Source organism: Malonomonas rubra, from assembly GCF_003247215.1.
In the GTDB taxonomy this organism is placed as follows: Bacteria; Desulfobacterota; Desulfuromonadia; order Desulfuromonadales; family Geopsychrobacteraceae; genus Malonomonas; species Malonomonas rubra_A.
This window is the reverse complement of sequence record NZ_QKAP01000022.1, coordinates 49,614-66,040: the sequence shown is the minus strand read 5'-3', so window position 1 is coordinate 66,040 and position 16,427 is coordinate 49,614. Positions and strand designations below refer to the sequence as shown.

17 protein-coding genes are annotated in these 16,427 nt (G+C 54.6%); 9 read left to right on the top strand and 8 right to left on the bottom strand.

Annotated elements, in window-relative coordinates; all coding sequences use genetic code 11:
- The first annotated feature begins 31 nt into the window (after window positions 1–31).
- The gene (locus Q7J88_RS02330; RefSeq protein WP_303720543.1) at window positions 32–481 is read left to right on the top strand and encodes a heme-binding domain-containing protein; all 450 of its coding nucleotides are present in this window, start codon (window positions 32–34) and stop codon (window positions 479–481) included.
- A gap of 43 nt (window positions 482–524) precedes the next feature.
- On the opposite strand, the gene Q7J88_RS02325 is transcribed toward Q7J88_RS02330, so the two are convergent.
- The 5 genes from Q7J88_RS02325 to Q7J88_RS02305 all read right to left on the bottom strand — a co-directional run bounded on the left by Q7J88_RS02325 (window position 525) and on the right by Q7J88_RS02305 (window position 5,041).
- Window positions 525–1,028 (bottom strand): peptidylprolyl isomerase, encoded by a 504-nt coding sequence (locus tag Q7J88_RS02325; RefSeq protein WP_303720542.1) that lies wholly within the window; start codon window positions 1,026–1,028, stop codon window positions 525–527.
- A gap of 116 nt (window positions 1,029–1,144) precedes the next feature.
- Complete coding sequence (locus tag Q7J88_RS02320) at window positions 1,145–1,852, bottom strand: sulfite exporter TauE/SafE family protein (RefSeq protein WP_303720541.1); 708 nt, start codon at window positions 1,850–1,852, stop codon at window positions 1,145–1,147.
- 138 nt (window positions 1,853–1,990) lie between these two features.
- Window positions 1,991–3,544, bottom strand: a complete 1,554-nt coding sequence (locus Q7J88_RS02315; protein WP_303720540.1) for a tripartite tricarboxylate transporter permease — start codon at window positions 3,542–3,544, stop codon at window positions 1,991–1,993.
- Between the two features lie 12 nt (window positions 3,545–3,556).
- The gene (locus tag Q7J88_RS02310; RefSeq protein WP_303720539.1) at window positions 3,557–3,988 is read right to left on the bottom strand and encodes a tripartite tricarboxylate transporter TctB family protein; all 432 of its coding nucleotides are present in this window, start codon (window positions 3,986–3,988) and stop codon (window positions 3,557–3,559) included.
- Between the two features lie 75 nt (window positions 3,989–4,063).
- Window positions 4,064–5,041, bottom strand: coding sequence for a tripartite tricarboxylate transporter substrate binding protein (locus tag Q7J88_RS02305; protein WP_303720538.1), 978 nt, complete (start codon window positions 5,039–5,041; stop codon window positions 4,064–4,066).
- Window positions 5,042–5,459: 418 nt separating this feature from the next.
- Here Q7J88_RS02305 and Q7J88_RS02300 point away from each other — a divergent pair, with 418 nt between their 5' ends.
- The 6 genes from Q7J88_RS02300 (at window position 5,460) to Q7J88_RS02275 (ending at window position 10,257) form a co-directional block, all read left to right on the top strand.
- A complete protein-coding gene (locus tag Q7J88_RS02300; RefSeq protein ID WP_303720537.1) occupies window positions 5,460–7,082 on the top strand; it encodes a sensor histidine kinase in 1,623 nt (540 codons plus the stop codon).
- Window position 7,083: 1 nt separating this feature from the next.
- The gene (locus Q7J88_RS02295) at window positions 7,084–7,764 is read left to right on the top strand and encodes a response regulator (RefSeq protein WP_303720536.1); all 681 of its coding nucleotides are present in this window, start codon (window positions 7,084–7,086) and stop codon (window positions 7,762–7,764) included.
- 73 nt (window positions 7,765–7,837) lie between these two features.
- Window positions 7,838–8,218: a nucleotide pyrophosphohydrolase gene (locus Q7J88_RS02290; protein WP_303720535.1), complete on the top strand. Its 381-nt coding sequence runs from the start codon at window positions 7,838–7,840 to the stop codon at window positions 8,216–8,218.
- Window positions 8,215–9,237: a YafY family protein gene (locus Q7J88_RS02285; RefSeq protein WP_303720534.1), complete on the top strand. Its 1,023-nt coding sequence runs from the start codon at window positions 8,215–8,217 to the stop codon at window positions 9,235–9,237. Before Q7J88_RS02290 ends, Q7J88_RS02285 begins: the two co-directional genes overlap by 4 nt.
- 60 nt (window positions 9,238–9,297) lie before the next feature.
- Complete coding sequence (locus tag Q7J88_RS02280; RefSeq protein WP_303720533.1) at window positions 9,298–9,663, top strand: hypothetical protein; 366 nt, start codon at window positions 9,298–9,300, stop codon at window positions 9,661–9,663.
- Between the two features lie 9 nt (window positions 9,664–9,672).
- Window positions 9,673–10,257, top strand: coding sequence for a nucleoside triphosphate pyrophosphatase (locus Q7J88_RS02275; RefSeq protein WP_303720532.1), 585 nt, complete (start codon window positions 9,673–9,675; stop codon window positions 10,255–10,257).
- A 45-nt stretch (window positions 10,258–10,302) separates the two neighbouring features.
- Here Q7J88_RS02275 and Q7J88_RS02270 read toward each other — a convergent pair whose 3' ends face one another.
- From Q7J88_RS02270 to Q7J88_RS02260, 3 genes are all read right to left on the bottom strand, one after another.
- Window positions 10,303–11,613 carry a DUF3422 family protein gene (locus tag Q7J88_RS02270; protein WP_303720531.1) on the bottom strand — a complete coding sequence of 437 codons (1,311 nt, stop codon included), beginning with the start codon at window positions 11,611–11,613 and terminating at the stop codon, window positions 10,303–10,305.
- Between the two features lie 86 nt (window positions 11,614–11,699).
- Window positions 11,700–12,737, bottom strand: a complete 1,038-nt coding sequence (locus Q7J88_RS02265; RefSeq protein ID WP_303720530.1) for a GMP reductase — start codon at window positions 12,735–12,737, stop codon at window positions 11,700–11,702.
- Between the two features lie 59 nt (window positions 12,738–12,796).
- Window positions 12,797–14,014 (bottom strand): cation:proton antiporter, encoded by a 1,218-nt coding sequence (locus Q7J88_RS02260; protein WP_303720529.1) that lies wholly within the window; start codon window positions 14,012–14,014, stop codon window positions 12,797–12,799.
- A 185-nt stretch (window positions 14,015–14,199) separates the two neighbouring features.
- On the opposite strand from Q7J88_RS02260, the gene Q7J88_RS02255 reads away from it, so the two are divergent.
- Window positions 14,200–14,544, top strand: a complete 345-nt coding sequence (locus Q7J88_RS02255) for a hypothetical protein (protein ID WP_303720528.1) — start codon at window positions 14,200–14,202, stop codon at window positions 14,542–14,544.
- On the top strand, window positions 14,519–16,426 hold the full coding sequence (locus Q7J88_RS02250; RefSeq protein ID WP_303720527.1) for a V-type ATPase 116kDa subunit family protein: 1,908 nt from the start codon (window positions 14,519–14,521) through the stop codon (window positions 16,424–16,426). Before Q7J88_RS02255 ends, Q7J88_RS02250 begins: the two co-directional genes overlap by 26 nt.
- Window position 16,427 lies beyond the last annotated feature (1 nt).

Sequence of the window (16,427 nt, the reverse complement as noted above, 5' to 3'; positions counted from 1 at the left end):
CTAAAAAGCTGCGCAGAAAGGTTGAGAGATTGTGAAAAGCAGGATACTCATAGCAGCTGTCGCGATCATTGTTTTGCCATTCGTGATCCAACTGATTCCCTACGGGAAAGACCACAACAATCCGCTGGTCATTTCCGAGCCCTCTTGGGATAGTTCCCAAACCAGAGAATTGTTTTACCGGGCTTGTGGCGATTGCCACAGTCATGAAACAACGTGGCCCTGGTATAGCAATTATGCACCTGTTTCATGGCTAATTGCCCATGATGTTGATAGTGGTCGCGAGCACTTCAATGTCTCCGCTTGGGGAGTGCAGAAAAAAAACAAGGCAGATGAGGCAGTGGAAGTGGTTATTGAAGGAGAAATGCCGCCATGGTTTTACGTTTTTCCTCACCCTGAGGCGGATTTGAGCGATCGGGAAACGTCTGAATTGGTGACGGGCTTGAGAAAAACCTTTGGCTCTAAAATAGAGCTGGAGAAGTAAACAGAAAAGGAGGCTAAAACAGCCTCCTTTTCTGTTGCGGAAGTTAACAAATTTCGACCAACTCGAACTCGTAGTGCAGTGTCTCGCCAGCCAGCGGGTGGTTGGTGTCGAGGCTGATTTGCTCGTCGGTCACTTCAACCACCGTCACCATGTAGAGATCGTCATCCTCGCCGGTCACCTCCAGACCCATGCCGACCACCGGCTCGATCTCATCTGGGAATTCGTTGCGCGGAACGCTGAAGACGTTTTCCGGATCGTTCTCCCCGAAGGCATCATCTGGTGAGATGGTAACGGTCTTCTTCTCGCCCGGCTGCATGCCGATCAGTGCTTCCTCAATCAGAATGTAAAAGCTCTCTTCGCCGATCACCAGTTCAAACGGGCCGGAGTCCTGACAGCAGTCACTGTCATTGCAATCATGCGCTGCATGCTCATCACAATCACAATCCTCTTCCGCGGACGGGTAGGTCGAATCAATGATTGAGCCATCTTCCAGTTTGCCGATAAAGTTGATCGTGACCCGGTCCCCTTTTTTTGCTTGTGCCATCATTATTTCCTTCTGTTGGGTGTTGCTATTATTGAAACCGCAAGGTTCTAGCACAGCTACTCTGACAAGAAAAGCGCTATTTTGTTTTGGTTCCATAGTTGGAGGCTGAGGTGATTTTCTCAAACCAGGTATTTGAGTGTCAGAACCAGTAACAGAGAGGCCACGCCGATGCTGAACATGCGTTCGTTGACGTAGCGTTTGAGTACGCTGCGGCCAATGCGGGTACCGATAATGGCGGCGAGGTAGGCGGGTGTCAGCGTGTACAGATAATGAACATCGACGATGCCGCTGCCGGTAAAAAAGCCAGCCTTGAAGATGTTCATCGAAAAATGAATAGCGGCGATGGTGCCGACCATCTGCAAGCGGTCGAGACCGAAAAACTGGCCGTAGCGAAAGAAGAATACCCCGCCGCTGTGCATCAGTACCGAAAGTACGCCGCCGAAAACCGGGTAACTCGATTTCGGCAACAGGGCTTTGGTCTGATCGGTGTTGCGCAGCATGTTGACAGCGAAATAAATCAGCAACACGCCATAGCCGGTTTCAAGCAGGTTAACGTCAATATAGCTGATAATAACGAAGCCGAGCAGCAGACCGACAAGCGAGAGTGTGAAGGCCGGTCGGTAGACCTGCCAGTTGATATCGCGGTAGTACCAGAGGGTTTTTGAGCCGGCGGTGAACAGAAAAACCAGTGACGCAATGCCGAGGGCGTCTGTCAACGGCATCATGATACCGAGCAGTGGCGTCAACACCAGCCCGGCTCCGAATCCGAAAACCGAGGTGACCAAGGCGCTGACAAAAGAGAAAATAGTAATCAGCAGCAGTTCCATAACAATCCACGCACAAAAAGGGGAGGACCACGACGATCCTCCCTTTGCTTTAGTTACACCATTTATTCAACCTGCGGCAATCACATCTTTCTGCTTTAAGTGATCCGACGAAGGCGACATCAGTTGCCACTGTTCAAATCAGTCCCCGCCTTCGATAACCTCTTCCATCTCGACTTCCGAATGATCGGCGTGCATCTGATTTTTCACCTTCTTGCCGAAGAAAATCGGCAGGACAAAGCCGGCAATCGCAATCGCCCAGATGCCAATGGCCAGTGGACTGCCGACCATAATCGACCAATCCCCGTCCGAGATCTGCAAGGCCCGCCGCAGATTGACCTCCATCTCATTGCCAAGCAGGATGCCGAGGATCACCGGCACTAGCGGTACTCCAAGCTTGCGCAGCAACCAGCCGCCGAAACCAAAACCGACCATCAGCATGACGTCGAAGGTCGAGCCGGTGAGACCGTAGATACCCACAAAAGAAATCATAGCCACCACCGGCATCAGGATTCGTGTCGGAATCAGCAAGACCCGGGTAAACAGACCGACCATTGGCAGGTTCAGCGCTAGCAGCATGAAGTTGGCGATAAAGAGCGCCGCGATCAGACCCCAGACGATGTCAGGGTTATTCCGAAATAGCAACGGTCCTGGAGTGATGTTGAGTTGCAGTAACACCGCAAGGAGAACCGCTGTGGTTCCGGAGCCCGGCACGCCGAGGGAGAGCATCGGCACCAGCGCTCCACCGGCGGCCGCATTATTGCCACATTCAGGCGCGATGACACCACGTGGATCCCCCTTGCCGAAGGTTTTGTTTTCACGATCGAGGGTGTTCTTCTCCACCGAGTAGGAAAGGAAAGACCCCAGGGATGCACCCGCTCCCGGCAAAACCCCAGAGAGGAAACCAATGATGGTCGAGCGAACCAGTGTGCCAATTGAACGCTTGAATATACAAAAGTCAGGGATCAGTTTGCCGATCTTCGCACTCGATTTGGCTGCGGCACCGCCCTGGTGATGTTCGATGAAGATCAATACTTCGCTAATAGCGAACAGGCCGACAATGGCGATCAGGAAATCGATCCCGTCGTACAGGTGAATATGGCCGAAGGTGAAGCGTTCCGAGCCGGTCTGCGAATCACTTCCGATCATCGCGATGCCGAGCCCCAGCGCGGCGGCGAAGGCCGACTTCGCTTGGTTGCTGGCGGTTACGCCGCCCAAGGTTGCGAACGCCATGGTGAACAGGGCAAAATACTCCGCCGGGCCGAACAGAAGAGCAACCTTGACCAGCTGCGGCGCGATCAGCACCAGACCCCAAGTGGCGAAAAAGGAACCGATGAACGAGGCGATACCGGAGATCGCCAGCGCCTCGCCAGCTTTCCCATGCAGGGCCATCGGATGCCCGTCCAGACAGGTCATCATCGCCGGTTCGTCACCGGGAATGTTCAGCAGGATCGAGCTGATCCGCCCGCCATACATGGCGCCGTAGTAGACGCTGGTCAGCAGGATTAGCGATGCAACCGGCCCGAGTCCCAGGGTGAACGCGATGGGAATGAGAATCGCCACGCCGTTGGCCGGTCCGAGCCCCGGTAATGCCCCCATCAGCGTGCCGAGAAAACAGCCCAGCAGAGCCAGTAGCAGGTGTTGGGCAGTCAATGCTACGGCGAAACCGTCTGCCAGGTTTGAGAAAATTTCCATTGACCTACCCCCTTAAAATCCGAGTGGACCCTTGGCCAGCGACAGGCCGAGGATCAGGTGAAAGACCACGTAGATACCCGCGGAGGTCGCGATACCGGTGATCAGAGAGCCGAGCGGTTTGCTCCCCAATCGCCAAGTCAGATAAGAAGTGGCGAAAACGGTCGCGATCACGAAGCCTACCTTGGATAACGTCCAGGCATAAAGAAACATCACCGCCGTAGCGAATACAATCTCGATGAAGTTCATCAGGTTCGGCCAGTCCGGCTCGGCGTCGGGTCGCAACAGGATGTACAACGCACAAATCGCAAGAACGGTCCCGACGATATACGGGAAGGCCCGCGGACCGACGACATCGATCATGAAACTGTCGGGGATGATGGAGGTCGCCCAGAAGTAAAATGCCGACAGCGCCAACCCGAAAAAACCGAATATCCGGTCGCTCATAAGATTTCTCTTTCTTCAAACAATTTAAAAATTTGCGAGGCTGTCCCAAGAGTTGGGGCAGCCTCGATGCTGTGATTATTTGAGGATACCGATTTCCCTGGAGAGGTCGGCGATTTCCTTGATGTCACTTTTGGCGAACTTTTCAGCGTCCGCGCCAAAGTTGTTGAAGGGTTCGATCGCCTTGGCTTCCAGGTCCTTCTGGAACGCCTCGGACTCGGTCATCTTCTTGATCGCATCCGCCCAGAACGCCTTGGCTTCATCGGAAGCGCCGGCCGGCATGTAGAGCCCGCGCCAGTTGGCGCCGATGGCGTCATATCCCTGCTCCCTGGCGGTCGGGATATCGGGGAAGCCCTTCAGACGTTCGGGTGCCAGGATCGCGAGAATCCGGCAATCGCCCGACTCGTAGAAACCACGGAGCTCAGAGAAGTCGCCGGACATTACCTGGACAGCGCCGGAAAGCAGCCCGGTCATCGCCTCGCCGCCACCCGCATAGGCAACGTACTTGAGCTGGCGCACATCCTTCAGGCCTGCTTTCCGGGCGACGATCATCGGCTTGATGTGGTCGAAACCACCCACCGACGAACCACCGGCGAAAGCGACCGAACGTGGGTCGGCGAGGACCGCATCCATCAGTTCCTTGAGATTTTTGTAGGGGGAGTCTTTTTTGACGGCAAGCACGCCGTACTCGGCGCCGAAGGTCGCCAGCCAGTAGACCGAATCGGCGCTGGCACCCTTGAAGATGCCTTGTGCCAGGCGCGCAGTGGTGCTGGTCGAGGCTGCAACGATCAGATCGTTGGCGGTGTTGCGCTCCTGGGTGACGTGGGCGAACGCCACGCCGCCGCCGCCACCGGACATGTTGGTGACTTGCATGGCGTGCTTGATCAACCCCAGCTCAAATAGATTCTTGGCCGTGGTACGACAGATAAAGTCCCAGCCACCACCCGGGCCAGCGGGTGCGATACACTCAGGGTTCTCGGGCTCGAAGGCCAGGGTCTGGCCGGCCAGGGTGGCCAGCAGGAAAAGAGATGCCAGTAATGCGTAAATTTTTTTCATTCTTGCCTCCATAGACTCCGTTGTTGATGGATGAAGTGCTGTTCCGTTCGCTAACCAGACACTGGAAGCTGAACGGGTTGTTTTCAAAGCCGCCGCACCATCGCTGTTCAAACTGTTGCAAGCACTATCGCTCACTTTATAACGGGATTTTATTCATGGAATGGGGATGTGTAAACCATACGGAAATAAGTTGCATTTATGCCATAAACTACAATTTGTCCATAAAGTTCACGACAGTATCTGTCGAACTTGGAGTAATGCAAACGGCCAATGGGGGGAGAGAAGATTGGTTCTGATTGCACATCGCAATCTGGAATATCTGACCGAATATTTCTTCCATTCTGAGCTTTTTGTTCATACTGTTCAGGCCGGTAACAGGTTATGCTTGTGGATAAAAAAGTATAATCGGGAGAGGACCATGCCTTTTGCAGCGATCCGCAGGAAACCCCACATTATCCACAGCAGCCTGAAAACCAGGATGATTCTGCTGGTCTGCCTGCTGGTGCTGTCACTCACTCTGGTGGCGGGTGCCATGTACACTGCAATGATCGGCGAAATCCTGGAAGAGAAAATCGGTAAACAGGCGCTGCAGGTTGCGCAAACAGTTGCCAAAATACCGCTGGTTCGAAGGCAGATTATCAAACTCCACCCCGAAGGGGAATTGCAGCGGCTGGCGGAAGAGATCCGGCAGCAGACCGGTGCCGAATTCATCGTTATCGGTAATATCGAAGGAGTCCGTTTCTCCCACCCGAATCCGGACCGGATTGGCCAAAAAATGGTCGGTGGAGACAACGCGCCAGCTCTGGAAAGGGGCGAGTCCTACGTCTCCCGCGCAGTTGGCACGCTTGGCCCCTCGATCCGTGGCAAGGCACCGATCATTTCTAAAGATGACGGCATCATCGGCGTAGTTTCGGTCGGCTACCTTCTGGAAGATGTGCATCATATCGTCCAAGAGCAACAGTTGAAGGTTGGGGTACTGGTCGGCATTTTGATGCTGATCGGCGTCTTCGGTGCGGTGCATATCTCCAATCACGTCAAGCAGCAGATCTTCGGCCTGGAACCGGAACAGATCGCCTGGCTGTTTAACGAGCGAGCGACGATCATCGAATCGATCCGCGAAGGAATTGTAGCTATTGACCGGGACGCTTGTGTCACCGTCGCCAACCGTGTAGCGATTGAAAGTGTCGGCTGCAAAACCGAGGATGAGTTGCTTGGTAAACATATCCGCGAGGTGTTACCAGGAGCCCATTTAAGGAAAGTCCTTGACGGCGGCGCACAACGCTTCGATAACGAGTTTGAAGTTTCTGGAACCATGATGATCCTCAACACTGTACCGATGATTGAGAATGGAAAAATCGTCGGGGCGGTGGCCAGCTTCAGGCGTAAGGATGAGCTCGATATCATTGCCAAGCAGCTGTCGCAGGTCAAAGAATATTCAGAGATGCTGCGTGCCCAGACCCACGAATACTCTAATAAATTGCACACCATCGCCGGACTGATCCAGATCGGCCACGAAAAGGAGGCTCTAGATCTGATCGGCAAAGAGACCGCTGGCTACCAGGGGCTGATCGCTTTCCTCGCCAAGGCGGTACCCTTTCCGGTGCTGGCTGCATTCCTTATTGGCAAATACAACCACGCTCAGGAACTGCATATCAATTTCATCATCGACCCGGAAAGCCAGTTGACTACCGTGCCGGATGAGTTGAGTCGGGAGAAGCTGGTGACCATTCTCGGCAACCTGATCGACAACGCTTTTGACGCCGCACTGCATGGGAAAAACCCGCCCCGGGTGACATTGTCAATGACCGATAGTGGTAACGATCTGGTATTTGAAGTCGGCGACTCTGGAGCGGGAATTCCGCCAGAACTGGTTAAAAAGATCTTCGATCGCGGTTTCACAACCAAACAGCAGGACCGCGGTCACGGTTTGTACTTGGTCATGACAGCCTTGCAGGATTTCGGAGGAGAGATTACTCTTGGTGATAGTGAGCTGGGCGGTGCCCTGTTCACTGCCTTTATCCCCAAGCGTAAGAACGGTTGAGATGGTGTTCAGCGTACTGATAGTCGATGACGACCCGAAGATTGCCGAGATTCACCGTCACTTCACCGAAAAAATCGACGGTTTTACTGTCTGCGGTATCGCTGGCACACTGGAAGACGCCGAAAAGATGACCGAACTGCTCGAGCCGGACCTGATCCTGCTTGATCTCTATTTCCCGGAAGGCTTGGGCACTGAGGTGCTCTGGAAAGTACGTGCCCGGCGGCAGGCGACCGATATTATCCTGATCACTGCGGCCAAGGAACTGGAACCGTTGCAGGAAGCGATGCGCGGTGGCGTTTTCGATTACATTATCAAACCGGTCATGTTCCCCCGCTTCCAGGAAGCACTGGAGCGGTTCCGCAGCCACCGTCAGCAACTGCAGTCGGAAACCACTCTCAATCAACAGGACGTCGATCGGCTGCTGCATCTTCACAAAGACAGTAGTCCCGGCGAGCCGCAATACCCGAAAGGGATCGATCCGCTGACCCTGAAAAAGATCCGCACCGTTTTCAAACAGCCGCATCCGGAAGGCTTTAGCGCCGAAGAAGTAGGCCAACAGATTGGCGCCAGTCGGACCACCGCGCGACGCTACCTGGAATACCTGACCGCTGCCGGGCAATTGCGGGCAGAGTTGATTTACGGAGCTGTGGGGCGTCCGGAGCGCAAATATTTTTCTGAATAACTGGTCACCTACCGGTTTTTTTTTCCCGTTCAACCCCCTATACTGATCGGCAATTCTTTTCCGTGGAGTTGTTATGACCGATCAGCAGATCACCCTGCATGAATTGAAAGAACGGATGGCCAACTTCGTTTGTGAACGGGATTGGCAGCAGTTTCACAACCCGAAGAACCTGTCGATGGCGATCTCCATTGAAGCGGCAGAGTTGATGGAGCATTTTCAATGGCTGACTGAGCAGCAGTCGCAGCAGCTTGATCGGGACGCTTTGCAGGAAGTCGGTGAAGAACTGGCGGATATCGTTCTTTATTCTTTGTCGCTGGCCAATTGCCTGCAACTTGAGTTGGCCGAAACAGTGCTGAACAAGCTGGAAAAAAACGCGCGCAAGTATCCGAAAGAGCAGGTGCGCGGCAAGGCGCACAAATATACCTACTATAAGCAGCAGGAAGGTGAGCAGTGAACGCACAACGAAAACCGGGCCGGATCGCCAAAAAATACAGTCAGGCGGCGAGGCTGCACGACCTGATCCGGATTCTCGAGACCCGTTACGGGGCAACGGTCGAGGAACTGGTTGAGGAGTGTCAGGTGACTCGGCGCACCATCTACCGTGATCTGAAGGCGATCGAGGAGGCCGGTTACCCGCTGATCAGCGAGCGGCAGGATGATGGACAGGTGCTCTACAGCTTTATCACTGGTTACAGCAAAATTCCGCCGATCACCTTCTCCCTCGAAGAGCTGATGACCCTTTACCTCTGTCGCGGCCAACTGGAATTCCTGCAGGGGACGCCGTTCCAGGACGATCTTGAGGCGATTTTCACCCGTATCCGATCCAGCATGCCGCCGCGCAGTGTTGCTCACCTGGAGCGGCTGGCCGAGGCCTCTGCGCCGCGCTTTCTCGGTTTTAAGGATTACTCCGGACAGCACCAGCTGCTGACCGATCTGCGTCAGGCGCTGCTCAAACAGCAGCAGGTGGAGATCAAATACCGGCCGGCCAAACGGAGAAAAACCAGCTATCAGGTTGATCCCTATACTTTGTTATTTTTTAAGAACGCCCTCTATCTGGGCGGCTATGCGCATAACCGGAAAGCGTTGCGCCTGTTCGCTATCGAAAGGATCGAGTCGCTGGCCTTAAGCAGTGAGCGTTTCGAGGTGCCGGAAGACTATTCTTCTGCCGCTCTGACCGGTGCCGCGTTCGGCCTGATCGACGATGGGGCGTCCCAGCCGGTCGAGTTGCAGTTCGAACAGGAGATCTCCCACCTGATCCGCGAACGTGTCTGGCATCCGCAGCAGCAGCTGGAAGAACAGGCTGATGGCAGTCTGATCCTGCGGTTCGATGCTGCGGGGGATAAAGAGATTCTGTCCTGGATCTATTCTTTTATTCCGCATGTGCGGGTGCTAGGGCCGGAATCATTACGGCAACAGTTTATTGATGGAATGACTCGCGGACTGGCCTTTCAAAAGAGGGAACAGGGTGTGTGACATAATCTGTCGCCTCAGGGATTAATATGGAGATTAACCGAATGCTTATAAGGAGGCGTTATGATCTGGTTATCTCCAATGACGGGAACAGGTGAAAGCGGTGTTTATTTTGATATCCGCGATATTTCCTTGCAGCCGACCGGTAATGGCACCGACGGTCTGATTAGCGGACTGGTAGGCGACGGGCACCGGGAAATCTGGGGCGAAGTTCAACTCGGCAAACAGCCGCAGGTGAGAATTCTTCCGCTTTGGACTGATGAGGGACAGGTTGAAGAGCTGGCTGCGGAAATCGATCTGGAACTGCTTAAGAAACAATTGCTCGAAGCAGTACAAAAGGTTGTTTCGACGGTCGGAAAATGGGCCGCTACATCATCATTTGAAGATGTGCTCCCGATATTGGATGGACATGACTGGCTCGCCGCCTGATGAGGAAAAATGAGACAACTGATTTTAGCGTCAACCAGCCCCTACCGGAAGAAACTTCTGGAGCAGCTGCAGCTGCCATTTGTTGCCGCCGCTCCCGATTTTGAAGAGCAGATCGATACGAACATCGAGCCGGAGTTGCTGGTTCAACATCTGGCGCTCGGCAAGGCGCAAAGCCTTGAGAAGCAGTATCCGGATGCATTGATTATCGGTTCCGACCAGATTTTTGTCGACCCGCGGGGGCGGGCGATCGGTAAACCAGGCAACCTGGACAACGCCTTTGCGCAGCTCAAAGAAATGGTTGGCTGCACCCACACCTTCTATACAGGTCTGGTGTTGTTCGACAGCCGTACCGGTGTTGTCAGCAGCGATGTCGTCACCTTTTCCGTAACCCTGCGTCCGCTTACCGATGCCCAGATTCTCAATTATCTGCAGCGTGAGCAACCTTTCGACTGTGCCGGTTCATTTAAGGTGGAAGGTTTGGGCATTACCCTGATGGAACGGATGGCGGGCGACGATTATAATTCCCTGATCGGCCTGCCGTTGATCAAACTAGTTTCGATGTTGGAAGATGCCGAGGTGCCGGTGCTGGGGTAATGTTTGCCGCAGTCGAACTGTTTCCCGGGAAGGTCCGTCCTTCTATCACTCTTCCCCCAACGGATTCTTGATCAGCCGGTGCTTGATCCGGTGGGTAACATAGCCGACGGTAAGGAGCACCAGCGGGATGGCGCAGGCGGTCAGCACTTTTTTGCTTAAGCCCCAGTTTTCAAGAGGAAAACCGCCTAGCAGGTAGCCGATCAGGCCGACCATGTAATAGCTGATGGCGACTATCGACAGTCCTTCGACTGTCTCCTGCAGGCGGAACTGCAGTTGGCTCCGGCGGTTCATCGCCGAGAGTAGCGAGCGGTTTTGCTCCTGCAGGTTCAGATTGACACGTGTGCGCAACAGGTCGCTGGCGCGCTCGATCCGCTTCGAGAGATCCTCCATCCAATGTTGCAGCGATTCGCAGGTCCGCAACGCCGGTGTTAGGCGACGATTGATAAATTCCTGCAGCGAGATGTGCCCGTTGACAGCGGTTTCCTGCATCCCCTCAAGACGGCTGTGCACCAAGTCATGGTAGGCGCGTGTGCCAGAAAACCGGCGATTGGTGGCAGTACGGTAGGTTTCCAGCTTGGCTTCCAATTCGGTCAGGCGGGAAAGCAATTCGCGTTCGGCGCGGCTTGAATCGAGCTGATCGGCCTGTTGTAGTATCTGCGCCAGCTGCTGGTCCAAGTCGACCATCTGCAGGCCGATCTCTCTGGCCAGTGGTAGGGAAATCAGTGACAGCAGCCGGTAGGTTTCCATATCCAGCAGGCGGCGGGCCAGTTGTCCCATTTGTTCGTCACCCAAACCGGAATTACGGATCATGAAGCGGCCGTAGCCATCGCCGTGCAGCTTGAACGCGGTGAACAGTTGCGCTCGTCCCTCTTTTGCGGCACTGACCATCACTTTGTGCCCTTCGAAAGAGTGGCTCAGCATGGCGCTCTGCTCATCAGGCTGCTGGTCGTCGATGATCAGGTGAAAAGCGGCAACCATCTGTCCCGGTAGCGATTTCAGCCAATCTTCCGGCAGCAGATTGATGGCCGGATGCTCGAACGATTCACCGGTGACCGGCTCGGGTTGCATGATGGTCAGGGAATAGAATTCGACATGCCGTTCCCAATGGATAGCAAATTCGCCGAAGTTCTGGAAAAAAGAGACCGCTTCAGCGGTCGGTTGGTTGACGTTGTAACGCTGGCAGAGTTCGCAGATCCGCTGGTAGGAGGTGGTCAGTTCATGGCGCTGAGCACAGGCGGCAAGATGGGATATCTGCTGCGGTGTGCTAAGTGGATGGAACGGGCGGATATGCAGTTCGTTATAAAGTGCTTCTCGTTGCGGGTGAAACTGGTATTCGACGGTTTTGGCTCCCGACATGGATCCCTCTGAGTCTGGTAATTATATTTACACTTCATGGAATTCTAACGGAGTCGCATCGCTGCTGACAAGGGTGCCTCAGTATTTTAGGTGAATGTCTTGTTTTCCTGCTCCTGCACACGAATGAAGGTGGTCCGCTTGGTTAATTCTTTCAAGGCGCCTGCCCCGACATAGGTGCAGGTCGAGCGGACACCGCCGAGAATGTCCTTGACTGTTTCCTCTACCGGTCCGCGGTAGGGGACTTCGACGGTCTTCCCTTCAGAGGCTCGGTATTCGGCCACCCCGCCGGCATGTTTCTCCATCGCCGTTGAAGAACTCATTCCGTAGAACAGCTTGAACTGCTGGCCATCCCGGTGCACCAGCTGTCCGCCGCTTTCATCGTGACCGGCGAGCATGCCGCCGAGCATGACGAAGTCAGCCCCACCTCCGAATGCTTTTGAGACATCCCCAGCGCAGATACAGCCGCCGTCGGAGATAATCCGTCCCCCCAGCCCATGGGCGGCATCGGCACATTCGATGACCGCAGACAGCTGCGGGTAGCCCACCCCGGTTTTGACCCGGGTCGTGCAGACCGAGCCGGGACCGATGCCGACCTTGACAATGTCTGCGCCGGAGAGCAGCAGCTCTTCGACCATCTCCCCGGTGACCACGTTGCCGGCGACAATAGTCTTGTCGGGGAACTCGTCGCGGACCTGTTTGACGAATTCGACAAAGGCCTCGGCGTAGCCGTTGGCGACATCGATGCAGATAAATTGCAGCTTCGGGTGTTTACCGATGATCTTTTGCATCAGGCTGAAATCTTCTTGCGCCGTGCCGGTGCTGACCATAATCCGCTGGTAGATGTCATCCGTGTGTCCGCTGAGAAACTGGTTCCACGCCGTTAGTGAATAATGCTTGTGGATGGCGGTCATCAAACCGTATTCGGCCAGGGCTGCGGCAATTTCGAAGGTGCCGACGGTATCCATGTTCGCGGCGATGATCGGTACGCCGTGCCATTTCTGCTTGCTGTGCAGAAATGTAAATTCCCGCTCCACGTTGACTTGGGCACGGCTTTTCAGGGTCGAACGTTTGGGACGGATCAGGACATCTTTAAACCCGAGCTTCAGGTCGGTTTCGATACGCATGACGACTCCTTGCAGGTAAGTTTCTTGACGGAGAAGACTCCTGTCTTAGTGTTAGACTTTTATTTTACTGGTATTTCAAAATTGTAATCGATCCGGTCCAAATAAAGCTTTATAGAGATCGGCGGCAAGCTGGTGGTGACAAAGGCAATCAGCACCAGGATTGAAAAGATTTGGTCGTTGATCAAACCGAGCTGCAGGCCGATCGAGGCGACGATCAGCTCAACAGCGCCCCGACCATTCATCGCCAACCCGATCACGGTCGCTTCCTTGCGATTCATACCACTAGCCAGGGCGCCACTGCCAGCGCCGAGAACCTTGCCGAAGATGGCTGCCAGCATTAGGATCGAAGTCAGCAGCAGATGGGTATTGAAAATTGAAAAGGTGACGTGAAAGGAGAGGCTGACGAAGAAGATCGGGCCGAGAAAGCCGTAAGTGATCGAGACGAAACGATCGGAAATCTTGGTCAGCAGCTCGGGGCTGACCACGCCTTCCCGAACAAATAGGCCGGCCATGTAGGCACCGATGATCAGGTGCAGCCCGGCAATCTCAGCCAGAAGACCGAACAGCAGCGCCATTATCAGGGCGAAGGTAAAACCTTTAGAACTGCGCGATGCGAAGTGGTGACCGATTTTCGGGTAGAGCCAGATACCCATACCAATCGCGACGGCAAAGAAGAGGATGACTTTGCCCATGGTCAGGCCGAAGTGCAGCCAGTTGATTGCTCCCTGGTTGGTGCCAAGATCGATAATTGCGGTAAAAAATGACAGCGCTAGCACGTCGTCGATAATCGAGGCGCCGATGATTACTGGCGTGACCGCATGGTCGGTAAGTTCAAGGTCATGTAAAACCCGGGCGCTGACGGCGATAGCAGTGATCGAAAGGCCGAGCGAGATAAACAGGCTCTGCAGCATCGGCAGGGAGAACAGCTGGCAGGTCAGATAGGAAATGCCGAACGGGATCAGGAAGCCGGCAACTCCGACCAGACAGGAGTGAAAGCGGTAGCGCTTCAGATCCATTGGGTTGGTTTCCAGCCCGGCATAGAACATCAGGAAAAATACGCCAAGCTCCGAGAGCGTGGCGAGCATTTCATTCGGTACAATCAGGCCTAGAAAGGCCGGGCCGAAGATGATTCCGGCAGTCAATTCCCCCAGCACCGCAGGTTGATGGATAATCCGGCAGATCACCCCGGTGGTCCAGATGATGACCATCAGCATCAGGAGGTTGAGAGTCGTGCTATTCTGGGTCATTTGGGTGAAGAAGGCAACAACAGTATCCATGACACCTGCCGAGATCGGGGTTGTCGAAAATCAGGATCGAGCGTTGTTCATAATTTGACATTTTACCATATCCTGCGCCGATTCCTGCGATTGATGAGTCTTTGGCGAGCGCTAAGACCGCAAATTCCCAGCGGTTTGATATACTTGATAGACCTCTGTTGGTTTGTTGTCCAAAGGACGTGCCGATGGCCGATCAGATCCTCAATGCAATAATTCAGCTGGAAAACCGGATTGAACAGCAGTTGCGGCTGGAGCAGGAAAAGGCAACAGCCTGGCTGGCTGGGGTGCGCGGCGAGTTGGAAGCTAATGCAAAGAGGGATCGTCAGTGGATCGCGGACCGGAAACGGCAGCTCATGCGGGAGGCGGAACAGCAGATCGATAGCAGCTGCACACGTTTATTGGATGCAGAAATGTCCTATTGCCGACGCCTGAAGGAATTGAGCGAAGAGACCCTATTGGAGGTGTTACGTCGACAGTTGGAGAGGATAATCCCGAGGCCAGTCGATGATCATCAAGATGGCAAAAATTGAAATAGTTGGCCCAAAAGATTTATTGCTCGATACGCTTGAGCTGCTCAGGGGTAAGGGGGTCTTCCATCCGGAAGCGGATGCCCGCGGCTTTGTCCGCCCCGAGGATGAGGCCTGGGTCAAGGAGCTGTTGCTCGATCAGTCCGCCATTGGCGAAAAACAATTCTTTGTGGCCCTGCAAGAGCAGATCCGCCAGTTGCTGGCCTGCCTCCCCGATCTCCCCAGCAGGACCAGCTATCTGCCGCCATTGCCAATTATTGATGTTCTGAACGAACTGGTTGATAAACATCTGCTCGCTTGCCGAAACTGGCAGCAACAGTGTCACGCTTTGCGTGAAGAGGCTGATAGATTAACCGGTCACTTGCGCTTCTGGAGAGTGCTGGAGCCGCTAGTCGCCGATGTCGTCGAGCATGCCCGGTTGGCTTTTTTCGGGGTGACGATCCGTAATGCGGATGATATCCCGAAGCTGCGAGATTTGCTGGAGCAGCAGACAGAGGGGCGCTGCCGGCTATCGACCACCAGCATCGATGACGGTAGCATTGTTGGTTTGATCACAGCTGACCTGAACATGGAAGAACGCCTGCGGAAGCTGCTTTTTGCCGAAAAGGTCCCGGAGCTTGATTTGCCGAAGGAATTGGCTGCACTGCCATTTCGGGACAAGCCCACCGCTGTGCAGAAACTGTTGGATCGAGTGGCTGCCGAGTTGCAGGAGGCTCGCGCCGAGCGGGAAACGTTCGCACACCACTGGCTGCCGATTTATCGGCAGACGTTAGCCTGGCTGGATGAGCGGTTGTCGCTGTATCAGGCGAGCGCACTGGCTTATGAGACCCGGCAGTGTTTTCTGATCAACGGTTGGATGCCGAGTGAAGGTGTCGAAGAGTTACGGCAGGTTCTGGCCAACGTCTTTGCTGGCCGGGTCGTCTTGAGTGTGTTGGAACTGCATCAGGAAGATTACGATCGGGTGCCGGTGCTGTTGCGTAATCCGCTCTACTTTAAGCCATTCGAACTGTTCGCCCGATTACTGCCGTTGCCGAAATACAGTTCCTACGATCCGACTCCCTTCCTCGGCCTGTTTTTTCCGCTCTTGTTCGGCATGATTCTCGGTGATATCGGCTATGGGCTGCTGCTCGGAGTACTTGCCGGGTTGGTGATCCGCTTCTGCCCACAGCGTGAAACACTGGTCGATGCTGCCAGGATACTCGGTGTGTCGGCGGCCTACGCTGTGCTGTTCGGTCTGTTCTATGGGGAACTGTTCGGCAATCTCGGCGAGCAACTGTTTCATTTGCAGCCGATCTGGCAGGAGCGCAGTCGGGCAGTTGTACCGATGATCACTTTTGCAATTTCGGTCGGCACCGCGCATATCCTGCTCGGTCTGCTGCTCGGCATCCATTACGACTTCAAGCGCCACCTGCGTCGGGAAGCGTTCGTCAAGCTCATCAACCTGTTGCTGATCTGCCTTTGCGGCATCTGGTTAGTCGGTTTTCTGTTCCCATTCCCCTGGCAACTGACCTGGCCGCTGTTGCTAGCAGTCCTGCTGTTGCTGCCGGTGTTGATCATCGCCGGCGGCCTACTGGCGCCGCTGGAACTGCTGAAGAGCTTCGGCAATATTATTTCCTACGTACGGATCATGGCGATCGGGCTCTGTTCGGTACTTCTGGCCCAGGTCGCCAATCAGCTGGGTGGTATGACCGGCGATCTGGTGGCCGGGTTTCTGGTCGCCGGGGTACTGCATTTCTTCAACCTGATCCTCGGTGTTTTTGCCCCGACTGTGCATGCTCTGCGTCTGCATTACGTGGAGTTTTTTAGCAAATTTCTCGAATTCGGCGGTCGACGCTACCAGCCGCTGGAGAAGAACCATCAGACAACCGTGACCCACAGCAAATAAA